Origin of the sequence: Corynebacterium atrinae (assembly GCF_030408455.1) — a bacterium.
In the GTDB taxonomy this organism is placed as follows: domain Bacteria; phylum Actinomycetota; class Actinomycetes; order Mycobacteriales; family Mycobacteriaceae; genus Corynebacterium; species Corynebacterium atrinae.
In genome coordinates this window covers 878189-892832 of the sequence record NZ_CP046977.1, presented here as the reverse complement: position 1 = coordinate 892832, position 14644 = coordinate 878189, and the positions used below count along the sequence as shown (strand labels likewise).

Here is a 14644-nt window from a genome sequence, read left to right as displayed (position 1 = left end):
TCTGTGCAAGTATGACGCAGCATTTTGAGATTAAAGTCCCCGGCGGCAAGCTCGTCGTCGCGGACGTGGATGTAGAAGACAACCGCATTAGCGCCGCAAAGATTTCCGGCGACTTTTTCCTCGAGCCGGACGGGGCGTACGGGGCGATCGCCCCCTCGCTGGTCGGGGCGTCGACAAGCGAAACCACCGAGCAGCTGCAGGAGCGGATCGACACCGCCCTGTCCACGTTCGACGACCTTGCCCTGCATGGTTTTGGCACTCACGACGTCGCCGTGGCCGTCAAGCGCGCGATCAGTGGCGGCACGGATTTCACCGATCACACGTGGGAGGTCATCCACCCGGGTCCGCTGCCGACGCCGGTCAATGTGGCGCTCGACGAGGTCATGCTGAACCAGCTCGCTGAGGGCACGCGGGGCCCGACGCTGCGTTTTTGGGAGTGGGAGGACAAGGCCACGGTGATTGGCTCCTACCAGTCGTATGTCAATGAGGTGGACCCGGAGGGCGTCGAGAAGCATGGCATTACCGTCGTGCGGCGGATCTCTGGGGGCGGCGCCATGTTCATGGAGGGTGGCAACTGCATCACCTATTCGCTGTATGTGCCGGAGTCGATGGTTGCGGGACTCTCCTACGAGTCTTCTTACGAGTACTTGGATCAGTGGGTGCTCGCCGCGTTGAAGAAGCAGGGGGTCAACGCCTGGTATGAGCCGATCAATGACATCACTTCCGATGGCGGCAAGATTGGCGGCGCGGCCCAGAAGCGCCGCAAGGACGTCGTGTTGCATCACGCGACGATGAGCTATGACATTGACGCGGACAAGATGATGGAGGTCTTGCGCATCGGCAAGGTCAAGCTCGCGTCGAAAGGGTTGCGGTCGGCGAAGAAGCGGGTGGATCCGTTGCGGCGGCAGACGGGCTCGCCGCGCGAGGAGATCATTGAGACGATGATCAATGAGTTCATGGCTCGTTACGGGGCGCAGCGCGCTGAGTTGTCACACGCTGACCTGGAAGCGGCGGAGAAGCTCGTGAGCGAGAAGTACGGCACCGAGGAATGGACTCATCTTGTCCCCTAATATCATTCGCGTCCTCGGCGCCCACGAAAACAATCTCCGCGGCATCGACGTCGACATCCCGAAGCGCCAGCTCACGGTCTTTACGGGTGTGTCCGGTTCCGGAAAGTCTTCCCTGGTGTTTGGCACCATAGCGGCGGAGTCGCAGCGCCTGATCAACGAGACTTATTCCACGTTTGTCCAGGGTTTCATGCCCACGCTTGCCCGCCCGGATGTCGATCATTTGGAGGGCATCACCACCGCCATCATCGTCGACCAGGAGCCGATGGGCGCGAATTCGCGGTCCACCGTCGGCACTGCTACCGATGCCACGGCGATGTTGCGCATCCTCTTCTCCCGGATTGCCGAGCCGTCGGCGGGCGGCCCCGGCGCGTACTCCTTCAATGTGCCCTCGGTCTCCGCCTCGGGCGCGATCGCGGTGGGCGAAGGCAAGAAGGAACGCGTCGACTTCAAGCGCACCGGCGGCCAGTGCCCCACGTGCGAGGGCATGGGTCGAGTCTCCGACATCGACTTAACCCAGCTTATCGACGTCTCCTTGTCCCTCAATGACGGCGCCCTCCTGGTCCCCGGGTACAAGGTCGGTTCCTGGGTGTGGAAGACCTTCGCCGAGTCCGGCCTCTACCCGGCGGACATCCCGATCGCGGAGTTCACCGAGGCGCAGCGCCACGCACTGCTCGACGAGGAATCACAGAAGATCAAGTTCAACGGGTTCAACTACACCTACGATGGCCTGGTCGTCCGGGTGAAGAAGTCGATCTTGTCCAAGGATCGCGACTCGATGCAGAAGGCCATCGGCGAGTTCGTCGACCGGGCCGTTACCTTCGTTCCCTGCCCCTCCTGCGGCGGCACTCGGCTCGCCCAGCACGCCCTGGAATCACGAATCATGGGCAAGAACATCGCCGAGCTCTGCGCAATGGAGATCCGCGACCTCGCCGAGTGGATGGAGCAGGTGGAGAACCCGTCCGTGGCCCCGCTCATCACGGCCATCCAGGAGACCCTGCGCAGCTTCGTCGAGATTGGCCTGGGCTACCTCACCCTCGACCGCCCGGCGGGTACCTTGTCGGGCGGCGAGGCGCAGCGCACGAAGATGATCCGCCACCTCGGCTCGGCGCTGACGGACATCACTTATGTCTTCGACGAGCCCACCGCGGGCCTGCACCCGCACGACATCGAGCGGATGAACAAGCTCCTGCTCGAGCTCCGGGACAAAGGCAACACCGTGCTCGTCGTCGAGCACAAGCCGGAAACCATCGCCATCGCCGATCACGTCGTCGACCTCGGTCCCGGCGCGGGTTCTGCCGGTGGCCAGCTGCAATACCAGGGTCCGCTAGCGGGCCTGCGCGGCGCGGGCACGATCACCGGCCAGCACCTCGATGATCGAGCGAAGCTGAAGGATTCCGTGCGGGAAGGCAGCGGGGCGATCGAGATCCGTGGGGCCTCGCGCAATAACCTTCGCGACGTCGACGTCGATATTCCGCTCGGGGTGCTCACCGCCATCACGGGAGTCGCGGGCTCTGGAAAGTCGTCCCTGGTCGGGTCGCTGCCTGCGCGAGAGGACATGGTCATCGTCGACCAGTCCCCCATCCGCGGGTCCCGCCGCTCCAACCCGGCCACCTACACGGGGGCGCTGGAGCCGATCCGCAAGGCTTTCGCCAAGGCCCACGGGGTGAAACCGGCGTTGTTCTCCCCCAACTCCGAGGGCGCCTGCCCCAATTGCAAGGGTGCCGGGGTGGTCTACGTCGATCTGGGCATCATGTCCGGCGTGGATCTGCCCTGTGAGGTCTGCGAGGGACGGCGTTTCGACGACGCCGTCCTGCACTATCTCTTTGGCGGCAAGGACATCGCCGAGGTATTGCAGATGCCCGCCGCCGAGGCCGCCGAATTCTTCGCTTCCGCAGAAGCCAAGGTTCCGGCGGCGGCCAAGATCTGCGCCCGCCTCGTCGACGTCGGGCTGGGCTATATCACTTTGGGCCAGCCCCTGACCACGCTCTCCGGCGGTGAGCGCCAGCGCCTCAAGCTGGCCAGCCACCTCGGCGAGAAGGCGAATGTGTTCATCCTCGATGAGCCGACGACGGGCCTGCACCTCGCGGACGTCGATACGCTGTTGGCATTGCTCGACCGGATGGTCGAGCAGGGCAAGACGGTCGTGTGCATCGAGCATCACCTGGCCGTGGTGGCGCACGCCGATCACGTCATCGACGTCGGCCCCGGCGCGGGTACCGATGGCGGCACCATCGCCTTCACCGGCACCCCCGCCGAGATGGTGGCCGAGGCCGCGACGCTGACGGGGCGCTACCTCAAGGAGTACGTGGGCTAGGCCGGATTTACTAGGCTGAACACATGGTTGTCCCCAGCTATCCCCTTGCGCTGCCCCCGTCGGGCACGCCGCCGCGCTCTCTGGCGGTGGAGCGCGTCAACCAGGCGATTCTCTTCTCCCAGCTGCGTTCGGCGGAGCTCATCGGGCCAGATGGAGTCCTGATCGAGGTGACGTTGGTTCCCAATCTGGGTGATGGGGGCTGGCGGATACGGTGGGAGTTCGGCATCATCGGCTCCCTGTCAGCGCAGGTCCGCGCGGAATACCCGGAGATCGAGCGCGTCGTGGAGGCCGGTCTCACCCCGCTCACGCGCGCGCGGGTGAGCATCGACCGGGCCGCAGGCCGCCTCGCCGTCGCGGTGGAACTGCCCGAGCCCGGCACCGCGGTCCCGCTCAACAACCTTCCCCCCGGCTCGGTCCTCGTCCCCCAGGGCGAGCTCCACCCGCTGCCCGCCGAGCTGCCCGATGGGCACTACCTCGGGGTCATGGCGGAAGAATCATTGCTTATCGACGACCGCGTCATCCCCACCCCGCACGCCCCCTGGCGGGTGCGTGCCTACGGCCTTCAGGGGCCCGTCGGGGTCCGGGTGTTCTCCCACCACGGGTACTGCGTGGTGGATGCGGGCCCGGGTCAGGCCTACGAGCTTCCCGCCTTACCGGTGGTGGAGCCCGAACCGGAGCAGGTGGAGGTCCTGGCCCCTGGGGTCTGGGCGATCACCATGGACGGCGACGAGCTCGCCGAGCCCGTGCCCGCCGGCCCCCGGACCGTCATGTTTCGGGCCATCAACGTCGAGGAGCTCTAGCGGATCCGCCGGTACCCCCCATCGAGCCGGGAAGTCACACCCGTGCGGTCGAGGTATTCCAGCAGGGGGATGGCGACGCGGCGCGTCGTGGACAACGCCTGGCGGGCCTGTGACGTACTGAACGGCTGTTCCAGCTGACTGAGCAGGGCTATCGCCCGAGCCGGGGCGGTGGGAAGAACGACGATTCCATCTGGCAGGCGCAGGATTCTCCCGGCCCGCTCCGCTGCGGCCAGCTCTCTGCTTCCCAAGCTGAGGGCACGGAGTTCATCGGCGTCCGGGGCATGGAAAGGCGCATCGTGCAGCCGTTCCTCCAGGTGGGCGATGGGTTCCTCTGCCGCGCCCAGGTCAACTGCAGCACCGGGTGCCCGGATAGTCCCCTCCGACTGCTCCAGTTTCGCGGCAGCCACGACGAGGCCCAGGAGCGAATCGTCGGGGAGGTCGAGGATACCCAGCGCGGCCCCGCAGCTCAGACCCGCCGAGAGCGGATGCTCGAGGGTGTGCTGATCGAGGGCACGGGTGAGCTCATCGCGCCAGGCGCCCAACTGGCAGATGTGAATCCACCACTCCCGCAGGGCAATGGCACCCTGGGGTGGCTTGTCCCCCACCGTCAGGCCCATCTGTGCGAGCTCCGATCGGCGGATCGCCCCGCGGCGGGCGATCTCGGCGAGGACGTCTCCGCGCTCGTCCGTGCTGCTCAACGTCAGCGCCCGGCGATGCCCATCACCGCGACGCTGCAGGGCGGGCGGGTCGACATCGAGGATGCTCGCACCCGCGTAGACGGCGCGATCCCCGGAGCGGCGCAACACGAGGCGGTCGCCGACAATGAGCGGCAGCGGACGCTGCAGGACGAGGCGGGCATGGTCGGCGTCAAATGGTCGCAGCGTAGCGACGACCGCGGCCGTCCCGACGTGGACGACCACCTCAGCCGGTGCGTCCGCAAAGGTGTGACCCGAGGACCGGCGGATGTCCACCGTGTCCACGATCGGCCACGCATCCGGGGTGAGCAGAACGTTGCCGCGGTGAATGTCCTCGCTGGACTGACCACGCAGATTGATGGCAACGCGGTTGACGGGGCCGACCTCGGGCGCGGAGGCGTTTTGGCTGTGCAGGCCCCGGATGTTCACCGCCCGCGTACCGTCCGCACCGTGCAGATCGAGCGTGCTCCCCTCCGCCACCGTGCCCGCGGCCAAGGTGCCGGTGACCACGGTGCCAGTCCCCTTGAGGCTGAAGGCCCGGTCGACCCACATCCGCACCCGCGCCGTCGGGTCCGGGGTGGGAGCGGCAGCGAGCACCCGGGCGAGGGTGGTGCGGAGGGCGTCGAGGCCCTCGCCGGTGCGGGCAGAGACGGTGACCACGGGGGCGTCGGCAAGCATGGTGTCAGCGAATTCGTGCCGGACCTGGGCTGCTACCTGCGCGCGCCGGGCCTCGTCCGCCCGGTCGGCGCGGGTGAGCGCGATGACGCCGTGGCGGATGCCGAGGGCGCGCACCGCATCGCGATGGTCCGCCGACTGCGCCTGCCAGCCCTCATCCGCAGCGACGACAAAACAGACCACCGGGGCGGGGCCGAGGCCCGCGAGCATGTTGCCGAGGTAGCGCTCGTGGCCGGGGACATCCACGAACGCGACATCTGTGTCGGCGTCGAGGTGGGTCCACACGAAGCCGAGATCGATGGTGAGGCCGCGGCGCTTTTCCTCCTCCCAACGATCCGGTTCCATGCCCGTGAGCGCCTTGACCAGCGTGGACTTGCCGTGATCGACGTGGCCGGCGGTGGCGACGACGAACATCTACGCTGCCCCGCGGGCACGTAAGATCGCCGCGGCAACCTCAGAGTCGAGGGAGGCAGGCACGCATCGGAGGTCGATGAGGCACACGCCCTGGTGCACCCGGGGCAGGACGACGGGATCGCCCGCGCGAAGCCGCTCGGCCAGTTCAGCGGGCAGCTCGACGGCCCAGCCGGGCAGCGGAAAACCGGGGGCGCCTCCCCCGCCGACGCGGCCGACATGCTCGACGACTCTCCCGCCGACGGCGGCGGCCAGAGTAACGGTCCGCCCGCGCAAGGTCTCCGGGTCGACGTGGAGGGCCTGGTGCACCGGGGTTTCTTTGGCATTCACGGTCGCCTCGAGCGCCGCGAGGCGCAGCTTATCGATCCGCAGCGCCCGCGCGAGAGGATGCTTCCGCAACCGCTCAATGATCGCCGCCGAACCCAGAAGGATGCCCGCCTGCGGGCCGCCGAGGAGCTTGTCGCCGGACGCGATAACGACGTCGGCCCCCTCCGCGAGCTGCGCGGACACATCGGGTTCCTCCGGCAACGCGGAATCGTTGGTGAGCAGCCCGGAGCCGAGATCGACGATGAGCGGAAGATCATGCTCATCTGCCAACCCGCGCAGCTGCGCGACCGTCGCCTCAGCGGTGAACCCCTCCATACGGAAGTTCGACGGATGCACCTTGAGCAGCGCGCGAGTGCGGGAAGTAATCGCGGCGGCGTAGTCCGCGAGGTGAGTGCGGTTGGTGGCCCCGACCTCGCGGAGTCGGACGTCGGTGGACTCGATGAGCTCCGGCAGCCGGAACCCCGCGCCGATTTCGATGAGCTCCCCACGGCTGATGATGACCTCGCCGCCGTCGGCCAGCGCAGTGGTAGCCAAAAGTAGCGCCGCCGCACCATTGTTGACCACGAGGGCGTCCTCCGCGCCGGGGCATGCTGCGAGCAGCGCGCGGGTGGCACCGGCACCGCGTTCGCGGGAGCGCAGACCCGTGGCCAAGTCCATTTCGACATCGACGTAGCCCGCCGCTTTCGTCAGCGCCGCCGTGGCGGCATCCGACAAGGGCGCGCGGCCAATGTTGGTGTGAATGATGACGCCGGTGGCGTTGATAACGGGAGTGAGCGAAGTCGCGGGGGCCTGGCTGAGCTTTTGGGCGAGGGTGTCGGCCACCGCCTCCGGCGCGATCTCCCCCGCGCGAGCAGACTCCTGCACCGACTGAAGATGGGAACGAATAACCTGCTCGGACAGCACTTCCCGTGCGGCCTCCACGGCCGGCATCCGGAGCAGATCATCGGTCCGGGGGATTCGGCGGCGAGGATCCATCGCGGCTGGCCCTTGTCCTTTCGGCGTCTGAACTAAAGCAAGATTGGCGGAGACGGACGAGAATCGAACTCGCCAGACCGAGGTACTCGGCCTCACCGGTTTTGAAGACCGGGGCGCCCACCAGGACACGTACGCCTCCACAGGACAGGCTACCTCGTGACTAATGTTTGAAGAATGACACCTGACATCAAGCTCACCGGATTCGCCGCTGGCGGGGGCTGCGCCTGCAAAATTCCCCCCGGGGAACTCGAGGACGCCGTCCGGGGGCTGACCGGCGTCAACAACGCAGACGTCCTCGTGGGGCTCGACGATGGTGACGACGCCGCGGCCGTCCGCATCACCGACGACATCGCGGTGATCTCCACCGCCGACTTCTTCACCCCCGTGGTCAACTCCGCCTACGACTGGGGTCGCATCGCAGCCGCCAACGCGCTCTCGGATGTTTATGCCATGGGCGGTCGCCCGGTCACCGCCATTAACCTGCTGTGCTGGCCACGAGAGAAGCTGCCGATGGAGTTGCTCACCGAGGTGCTGCGCGGCGGCATGGACGTGGCCAACGAGGCCGGCGCGCCCGTCACCGGTGGACATTCCATCGACGGCCCCGAGCCCGTCTACGGCATGGCGGTCACCGGCATCGCCGACCCGGCTCGCCTCATGCGTAACGACGCCGCCACCGCCGGCCTCCCCATCACCCTCACCAAACCGATTGGCGTGGGGTTGTTAAACAACCGCCACAAAAACACCGGGGAGGTGTTCCCCTCCGCGATCGAGACGATGACAGCACTCAACCGCGAGGCCTCGCAGGCCGCCGTCGCCGCCGGAGCAAAGGCAGCAACCGACGTCACCGGCTTCGGCCTGCTCGGCCACCTGTACAAGATGATGCGCGCCTCCGGCGTCTCCGCTGTCATTGACCACGCGGCCGTCCCCCACGTCGACGGCGCCGACGAAGCCCTGCGCGACGGCTTCATCTCCGGCGGCTCACGCCGCAACCTCGACTGGGTCCGCCCGCACCTGCGCGCGGATGGCATCAGCGAAGATGACCTCATCATGCTTGCCGACGCCCAGACGTCCGGAGGTCTCCTCGTCATCGGCGAGGTCCCCGGCTATCCGGTCATCGGCGAAACCACCGCCGGTCCCGCCGGGACCGTCACCGTGCGCTAACCGGCAGTCGTGATTCCCTCGCCGGTATGACCGGCGGTGACGCGCTCCTCCAAACGACGCTTCTGCGGCTCGATGACGTACTTCGGATCGGTGACCGAATGCAGTCCTGCCTCCAGCACGCCGAAACGGGTGAGCACCGACCCGGCCAGCAGGGCCGCCCCGGATGCCGCGGCGACTTTGCGGTTGCCGCCCCCGATGAGCGCCCCGAAGCCGCCCGCGATGACGAGCCGCTCTGCCCAATGGAGTAGCTTCCCGGCCGTGCCGTGCTCGTAGGGTTCCATCGAGATCTCATCGATCTGCGAGTACATCGCCTTCGTCGCGGCGACATCGCACGCCGCGCCGACGACCGCCAAAGCCCGCGCCGGGCCGGCTTCCGCCACGGGGGTGGTGAGCATCCCCAGTCCTCCCGACGCCGCCGAGGCGGAGCTGACGAAGAGGAAGGGCAAGTGGAACTTCGCGGCGTTCCACGCGGGGTTCGAGGTGTCCCCGAACAGCACCGCTGTGTACACCGCCAAGGGTGCGCCGAGAGCTCCGGCGAGCAGACCGGCCGTCGGAGCGGCGGCCTGATGCGTAACCGTGCGAGCCACCTTCGGCAGCGGCAGGCGACGACCGGTGAGATCGTCGACCTCCGCCGCAGCCGACACGGCAGCCAACGTGCTGAAGCTCGCCAGAATCCAGGAACCGACGTTCATCGGCGATGACAGCTTGAACACCCGGAACATGTGGAGCAGCCGCTCTGGGCGACCGAGGTCAGCGATCAACGCGAGAGAACCGACGCTCGCAGCAGTGACGGCCGCCAATCGACTATTGCGCCGCAGAATAGGGCGGCCACTGAGCTGGGCCCCGGCGGCCAGCAGCGAGGAACCTCCCGCCACGCCACCGAGGAAGAGGTAGGTGCCAATCGGCCATTCCCACGGCGGGGCCTTGACTACGGGCTTGCCATAATAGGACTCGAACTGCATGTCCGGAACCATGCGCTCCTCGCGGGAGCCGTCCATGGGGCCCGCGCCGCGGCGCTTCCTTTTTCGCCCGCCGCCAGAACCGTGACGGCGGGGTTCGACGGGATCGCGATAGTTGTCGAAACGACTGGTCACTTGCGGCCTCCGATCAGGAAAGAACCGACGACGGCAGCCATCATGCCGGCCGCCGCGATGGCGGCCTTCTTCGCCATGGCGGGCAGATCCGCGGTAGGAACCCGCGGATCGGGTGGCAGACCGTAGACCTCGGGGGCGTCGAGAAGCAAGAAGATGGACCCCGTACCACCGACACCATCGTGGGAGTTCGCGCCGTACAGGCGCGCCTCGGTGCGACCCTGCGCGTGGAGCTGGGCGACACGCTCGCGGGCCCGCGCCAGCATCTCCTCGTAGTCGCCGAACTGGATGGACTCCGTCGGGCAGGCCTTCTGGCAGGCCGGCGGGAGGCCATCCTTGAGGCGGTCATAACACAGGGTGCACTTCTGCGCGACGCCGACATTTTTCGCCGGGGCCTGCACGCCCGCGGTGAAATCAGGACCTTCTCGAGTGTCTTTCTTGACCACTCCCCCGTCGGGGCGACGCTCGATGACGCCGAAGGGACAGCCCGCCACGCAGGTGCCGCAACCGTTGCACACATCATCCTGCACGACGACGGTGCCGAACTCGGTGCGGAAGAGCGCGCCCGTGGGGCAGACATCGAGGCAACCAGCATTCGTGCAGTGCTTGCACACGTCCGAGGACATGAGCCAGCGGAAATCGGGAGTATCGGGATGGTCGCTCGACGCCTCGCCTGCTGGGGGCGCCATGGACGGCATCCCCAACCCGATGAGCTGGCGCCCAGACTCGCGGGCGATGTCAATGCGCTCGACGTCCTGCTCGATGAAGGCGACGTGCCGCCAGGTATCGGCACCCAAGGAACCGGTGTTGTCATAGGAATTGCCCGAGAGCTCATAGCCCTCGACCGGGTTGCGGTTCCATTCCTTGCAGGCGACCTCGCAGGCCTTGCAGCCGATGCACACCGAGGTGTCGGTGAAAAACGCCTTCCGAGCACCCGGGGCGTAACCCACGTGCAAGGGCGACTCCGTCAAATCATTCGTGTTAGTCGTCGTCATGCGCATGGCCCTCCCGAGCCTCAATGTCTTCTTCCAAGCGGTCCTCGGACTCCAGATAGCCCACGGGATCCGTCACCTTCGTATTGCCCGACGCCGCCGTCAGACCCGCCCGGACCTGATACAAGGTGATCAAATCGTCGCGCGCCGCGCCGCGAGGGCGGCGGCCCGCCCGAATGTCACAGGCACCGACCTTGGACGCCTGAATTGAGACGTTCGGGTCGAGGGTGATGCCCAACAAATCGTTGGGGCCATCGCCCGTGACCGGCGCGTATGGGCCATTACCGAAGTGGAAGGGCAAGCCGATGTTGTGATACTCGTGCCCGTTGATGATCATCGCCGGCATGCGGTCGGTGACCAGAACGCGAGCCTCAATCGCCCCGCGCGGGGAAATCAGCGTCGCCCACCCGGCGTTTTCCAGCCCGCGCAGCTGCGCCAACTCCGGGGAGACCTCGCAGAACAACTCCGGCTGCAGTTCCGCGAGGAACGGCAGCGCCCGCGACATCGCACCCGAGGTGTAATGCTCCGTCAGGCGATACGTGGAGAAGGCGAACGGGTACACGTCGGAACCAAACTGCCCCGGCTCTGGCTTGGACAGGTTGTCCGCCCCCGGGAAGGTAAGGCGAGCCGGGGACTGCTGCTGTTCGTACACCGCATTACCCACCGGGGACTCATGCGGCTCATAGTGCGTCGGTAGCGGACCATCCACCATGCCCTTCGGCGCGAAGAGCCAACCCTTGCCGTCTGCCTGCATGATGAAGGCATCGGTTCCGGCCAAGGCTGCAGGGCCCACGGCCGTGTGCTCCGGCTTGTAATCCGGGCGCAGGCCGACGGGGAAATCGGGGACGTCGTCGCCGACCCATTTGCCCTGGTCCTCGTCCCACCAGACGTACTTCTTGCGCTCCGACCACGGCTTGCCATCCGGATCAGCCGAGGCACGATTGTAAAGCAGGCGCCGGTTCAGCGGCCACACCCAACCCCAATCCATGGCGAGCTCGTTTTGCTCACGCCCGGGGCGCTTCTTCGCCGAGTGGTTCACTCCATCGGCGAACACACCGGCGTAAATCCAACAGCCACCTGAGGTGGAGCCATCAGCCTTCATCTCACCGAAGGAACTGAGCAGTTGACCTGCCTTGTCACCAGAGACGTGGAAACCGTTGATCTCCTGCAATACGGCTTCCGCGTCCGGGTCGCCGTGTTCATCCACCGGGTAATCCCAGGTGATGTTCTGCAGGGGAAGGTCACGAGGATCATCCGAATCAGCGAGCTTCTCGCGAATGCGCACGCCGAGGTCATAGAAGAACTTCAGCTCGCTGGTGGCCTCGCCTGGCGGCTGCTTGGCTTGGAACCGCCACTGCAGCATGCGCTGGGTCTGGGTGAACGTGCCGGACTTTTCCACGTGGTTGGCCGCGGGCATGAAGAAGACCTCAGTCTCCACCTCCTCCGGAATGAGTTCGCCGGATTTGACCTCCGGGGAGTCCTTCCAGAAGGTAGCAGTCTCCATGAGCTGGAAGTCCCGCACGACGAGCCATTTGAGATGGCTCAAGCCCAAACGCTGGAGGCGACCATGCGACTGTGCCACCGCTGGGTTCTGGCCGAAGACCAAATAGCCCTCAACCTCGTCCCGCAGCATGGCTTGCAGCGTGTGGTACGTCGAGTGCGCGCCGGTGAGCTTGGGGATCCAGTTGAAGCCCCAGTCATTGTCCTTCGTGGCGTGCTCACCGAAGTAGGCCTTGAGCAGGCTCACCGCGTAGGTATCACCCTTCTGCCAGAAACCAGCCTGGTTCGGGTTCGACACCGTCCACATGTAGTCGTTGAAGCTTTGCTCCTGGACCGTGGGCATGGGTAGGTAACCGGGCAACAGGTTAAACAGAGTCGGGATGTCCGTGCTGCCCTGAATGGAGGCGTGCCCGCGCAGCGCCATGATGCCGCCACCGGGGCGACCCATGTTGCCCAGCAGCAGCTGCAGGATTGCCGACGTGCGGATGAACTGCGCACCCAAGGTGTGCTGAGTCCAGCCCAGTGCGTAGGCGAAACAGGTCGTGCGCTCACGGCCCGAGTTCTGAGTGATCGATTCTGCCAGGTAGTAGAAGTCCTCCAGCGGGATGCCGCAGGTTTCTTCCACCAACTCCGGGGTGTACCGGGAGTAGTGACGGCGCAGGATCTGGAACACCGTGTGCGGATCCTGCAGCGTCGGGTCCTGCTTGAAGTGCCACGTGTCCAGCGGGGCGCCACCGTCACCGGCGGACTCCGCCCAGGCGGCCTTCTGGTGCTCGTCGTCCTGATCCGTATCCGTGGGTGTTTCCACCGGGACGCCGTGGGTCGCCCGCTGGTACCCCCACGTCTCGTTGTCGTACTGGCCCGTCTCTGGGTCGAAGCCAGAAAACAGCCCATCCAGGTCCTCGGTGTCGAGGAACTCCTCATTAATCAGCGTCGCCGCGTTGGTGTAGTTGAGGACGTAATCCTTAAACCACAGCTCGTTTTCAATGACATAACGGATGAGCGCACCGAGCAACACGACGTCGCTACCTGCCCGGATGCCGATGTGGCGATCCGACACGGCGGAGGTCCGCGTGTAGCGCGGATCGACGTGAATGAGTCGAGCCCCTCGCTTCTTGGCCTCCATCACCCATTGGAATCCCACCGGGTGAGCCTCGGCCATGTTTGAACCCTGAATGACGATGCAGTCTGCATTCGCCATATCCTGCAGTGGCTGGGTCGCTCCACCGCGGCCAAACGAGGTTCCTAAACTAGGAACCGTGGCGGAGTGTCATATGCGGGCTTGGTTTTCGAGCTGAATCGCCCCGGCGGCGGTAAACAGCTTCTTGATGAGGTAGTTTTCCTCATTATCCAGCGTCGCCCCACCCAGGCCAGCGATAGCCATCGTGCGGTTAACTGGGCGGCCAAATTGGTCGGTGTCCTGCCAACCGTTGCGGCGGGATTCGATGAAACGATCGGCGATCATGTCCATCGCCTGCTCCGGGTCGAGCCGCTGCCATTGCGTGGACTTCGGTGCGCGGTACAGCACCTCCGTCTGGCGCGAAGAAGAGTTCACCAGCTGCTCGGAGGCCGAACCCTTCGGGCAGAGGCGCCCGCGGGAGATCGGCGAATCCGGGTCGCCTTCGATCTGAATGACCTTCTCGTCCTTGACGTAGACGAGTTGACCGCATCCCACCGCACAATAGGGGCACACGCTCTTGACCACGCGATCTGCCTCGGAGGTGCGAGCGTGCATCTGCTCGCTCTTCGGCGATTCAGCATTGTGATCGCGACCAAAGGCGTCACCATCACGCAATTGCTTGATGACGGGCCAGTTCAGCGGACTCAAGCGGGACATAATGACAACTTTAGCCTCATTTGTTCGCTGGATCACAGGAGGGTGGTTACCGGAGTGTGGTCCGAAAGCCTAAATGGAGTCAAACACCCGGAAGCGCACGGCTGGCTGGCCGTCGGGCTGTTCCACCAAATGGGGAATGAACTCCGCCGGGTTGGGGTGATTGGGCAGCTCCTCCAGGTAGCGCACGTGGCTGGACAGGGAGGCGATGCCGGCCTGGATGGCCGCGGCGCTAATAAGCATCCTGTGAGTGGGTTCACCTGCATTGACGATGAGCAAGCGTGAGACCTTCCATGCTTCCAGGTCGGGATCGCTGAAGATCCAGGGATTGTCGGCATCGCGGACGGCATCGACCGTGGCCAGCCCCACCGCGCGGTGGTCGGCCTGGTTGAACGTCCCATAAGCCTCGAGCTCGAAGTTCGCGGTGATAACAGTATCGGGGCGGAACTCGCGAATGCGGCGAGCAATGTCGCGGCGCAGGTCCAAGCCGTACACCATCTGCCCATCCGGGTGATTGAGCAGCGTCAAATCACTCACGCCAACGGCCTCGCAGGCGCGGCGCTGCTCTTCGGCGCGCAGCGGGCCACACTCAGCCGGGTCGAGGGATCGGATGCCCGCCTCACCGTGGGTGAGCAGCAGGTAGGCCACCTCCACCCCGGCGCGGGTCCACTGGTCAACCGCGCAGGACAATCCATATTCCGCATCGTCGGGGTGGGCGACGACGATGAGAACTCGGGCAATGTCGGAGGCATCAAGGTCCGGGAGAATCTCAGGTGTCGTTGTCATGACACCAGGGTAG

10 protein-coding genes and 1 tRNA gene are annotated in these 14644 nt (G+C 65.8%); 4 read left to right on the top strand and 7 right to left on the bottom strand.

Annotated features, from left to right (window positions below):
- The first annotated feature begins 11 nt into the window (after positions 1-11).
- From lplB to CATRI_RS04505, 3 genes are read left to right on the top strand one after another with little or no spacing between them, the layout of a single operon-like run.
- Entirely contained in the window at positions 12-1070 is a 1059-nt protein-coding gene (gene lplB / locus CATRI_RS04515) for a lipoate-protein ligase small subunit (protein WP_290220154.1), read from the top strand.
- A complete protein-coding gene (locus tag CATRI_RS04510; RefSeq protein WP_290220152.1) occupies positions 1060-3384 on the top strand; it encodes an ATP-binding cassette domain-containing protein in 2325 nt (774 codons plus the stop codon). The genes lplB and CATRI_RS04510 overlap by 11 nt, the downstream gene beginning before the upstream one ends.
- A 23-nt stretch (positions 3385-3407) precedes the next feature.
- Positions 3408-4184 carry a hypothetical protein gene (locus CATRI_RS04505; RefSeq protein WP_290220150.1) on the top strand — a complete coding sequence of 259 codons (777 nt, stop codon included), beginning with the start codon at positions 3408-3410 and terminating at the stop codon, positions 4182-4184.
- On the opposite strand, the gene selB is transcribed toward CATRI_RS04505, so the two are convergent.
- The 3 genes from selB to CATRI_RS04490 all read right to left on the bottom strand — a co-directional run bounded on the left by selB (position 4181) and on the right by CATRI_RS04490 (position 7406).
- Positions 4181-5968: a selenocysteine-specific translation elongation factor gene (gene selB / locus CATRI_RS04500; protein ID WP_290220148.1), complete on the bottom strand. Its 1788-nt coding sequence runs from the start codon at positions 5966-5968 to the stop codon at positions 4181-4183. The genes CATRI_RS04505 and selB overlap by 4 nt on opposite strands.
- A complete protein-coding gene (selA, locus tag CATRI_RS04495) occupies positions 5969-7267 on the bottom strand; it encodes an L-seryl-tRNA(Sec) selenium transferase (RefSeq protein ID WP_290220147.1) in 1299 nt (432 codons plus the stop codon). It abuts the gene before it with no gap.
- Positions 7268-7311: 44 nt separating this feature from the next.
- Positions 7312-7406 (bottom strand) — tRNA-Sec (locus CATRI_RS04490).
- A gap of 35 nt (positions 7407-7441) precedes the next feature.
- On the opposite strand from CATRI_RS04490, the gene selD reads away from it, so the two are divergent.
- Complete coding sequence (gene selD, locus CATRI_RS04485) at positions 7442-8428, top strand: selenide, water dikinase SelD (RefSeq protein ID WP_290220145.1); 987 nt, start codon at positions 7442-7444, stop codon at positions 8426-8428.
- On the opposite strand, the gene nrfD is transcribed toward selD, so the two are convergent.
- The 4 genes from nrfD to CATRI_RS04465 all read right to left on the bottom strand — a co-directional run bounded on the left by nrfD (position 8425) and on the right by CATRI_RS04465 (position 14631).
- A complete protein-coding gene (nrfD, locus tag CATRI_RS04480) occupies positions 8425-9522 on the bottom strand; it encodes an NrfD/PsrC family molybdoenzyme membrane anchor subunit (RefSeq protein ID WP_290220143.1) in 1098 nt (365 codons plus the stop codon). The genes selD and nrfD overlap by 4 nt on opposite strands.
- Positions 9519-10514 (bottom strand): 4Fe-4S dicluster domain-containing protein, encoded by a 996-nt coding sequence (locus CATRI_RS04475; protein WP_290220141.1) that lies wholly within the window; start codon positions 10512-10514, stop codon positions 9519-9521. Before CATRI_RS04475 ends, nrfD begins: the two co-directional genes overlap by 4 nt.
- Positions 10501-13848 carry a formate dehydrogenase gene (gene fdh / locus CATRI_RS04470; RefSeq protein ID WP_290220140.1) on the bottom strand — a complete coding sequence of 1116 codons (3348 nt, stop codon included), beginning with the start codon at positions 13846-13848 and terminating at the stop codon, positions 10501-10503. The genes CATRI_RS04475 and fdh overlap by 14 nt, the downstream gene beginning before the upstream one ends.
- 69 nt (positions 13849-13917) lie before the next feature.
- Complete coding sequence (locus CATRI_RS04465) at positions 13918-14631, bottom strand: PIG-L deacetylase family protein (RefSeq protein WP_290220138.1); 714 nt, start codon at positions 14629-14631, stop codon at positions 13918-13920.
- Positions 14632-14644: the final 13 nt, after the last annotated feature.